Source organism: Cryobacterium sp. MLB-32, assembly GCF_000738085.1.
GTDB lineage: Bacteria > Actinomycetota > Actinomycetes > Actinomycetales > Microbacteriaceae > Cryobacterium.
This window is the reverse complement of the sequence record NZ_JPRS01000651.1, coordinates 1-1,073: the sequence shown is the minus strand read 5'-3', so window position 1 is coordinate 1,073 and position 1,073 is coordinate 1. Positions and strand designations below refer to the sequence as shown.

The window sequence follows — 1,073 nt, the reverse complement described above, 5'->3', positions numbered from 1 at the left end:
CGATGAGGCGAATTCCGCCGGCATCGGTGACCTGGTCCTGATCAGTGAGACCCGTCCGCTCAGCGCTTCCAAGCGCTGGCGCCTGGTCGAAATTCTCGAGAAGGCCAAGTAAGCCTCGCGCTTACTTGACAGAAGGAGATAAAAAGTGCTTCAGCAAGAATCACGCGTCCGGGTTGCCGACAACTCTGGCGCCAAGGAACTCTTGACCATTCGCGTTCTCGGTGGCTCCGGCCGCCGCTACGCGGGTCTCGGTGACGTCATCGTTGCCACGGTCAAGGACGCAATCCCGGGCGGAAACGTCAAGAAGGGTGACATCGTCAAAGCTGTCATCGTTCGCACCAAGAAGGAGACCCGTCGTTCGGACGGCTCCTACATCAAGTTCGATGAGAACGCAGCAGTGATCTTGAAGGCAGACGGTGACCCCCGCGGCACCCGAATCTTCGGACCGGTCGGTCGCGAACTTCGCGACAAGAAGTTCATGAAGATCATCTCGCTGGCACCGGAGGTTATTTAATCATGGCCAGAATCAAAAAGGGCGACCTCGTTGAGGTCATCACCGGGCGCAGCCAGGCTCGCGGCGGAGACCGTGGCAAGCAGGGCAAGATCATCTCTGTAGACGTCGAGAAGAACCGTGTCCTCGTTGAGGGCATCAACTTCGTGACCAAGCACGTTCGCGTCGGACAGACCCAGCGCGGCACCAAGACCGGCGGCATCGAGAACTTCGAGGCACCGATTCACGTGTCCAACGTTGCGATCGTTGACCCGGAGACCAAGAAGCCGACACGCGTCGGTTTCCGTACCGAAGAGGTAACGAAGGACGGCGTCACCAAGACGGTCCGCGTTCGTTACGCCAAGAAGTCGGGTAAGGACCTCTAATGACTGACTCCGCAGTAGCAACAGAAGCTGCGGCTCCGGCTGGCAAAATCCAGCCGCGGCTCAAGCAGAAGTACCAGGACGAGATTCGCGCGAAGCTCTCGACTGAACTCGGCTTCACGAACGTGCACCGTATCCCCAACCTGACGAAGATTGTCGTCAACATGGGTGTCGGAGAAGCAGCTCGCGACGGCAAGGTG

3 protein-coding genes and 1 pseudogene are annotated in these 1,073 nt (G+C 58.8%); all 4 read left to right on the top strand.

The annotated features are described in order from the left end of the window. Positions 1 to 112, top strand: a 112-nt coding sequence (locus JF66_RS20670; protein ID WP_035880832.1) for an uS17 family ribosomal protein, incomplete at its 5' end; no start/stop codon positions are given. A gap of 33 nt (positions 113 to 145) precedes the next feature. Then, positions 146 to 514: a 50S ribosomal protein L14 gene (rplN, locus tag JF66_RS20665; protein WP_035880831.1), complete on the top strand. Its 369-nt coding sequence runs from the start codon at positions 146 to 148 to the stop codon at positions 512 to 514. Positions 515 to 516: 2 nt separating this feature from the next. Further along, positions 517 to 876, top strand: coding sequence for a 50S ribosomal protein L24 (gene rplX, locus JF66_RS20660; RefSeq protein WP_035880829.1), 360 nt, complete (start codon positions 517 to 519; stop codon positions 874 to 876). Beyond that, positions 876 to 1,073: pseudogene (locus tag JF66_RS20655) on the top strand (50S ribosomal protein L5); the annotation flags it as partial. The gene rplX and the pseudogene JF66_RS20655, both read left to right, overlap by 1 nt.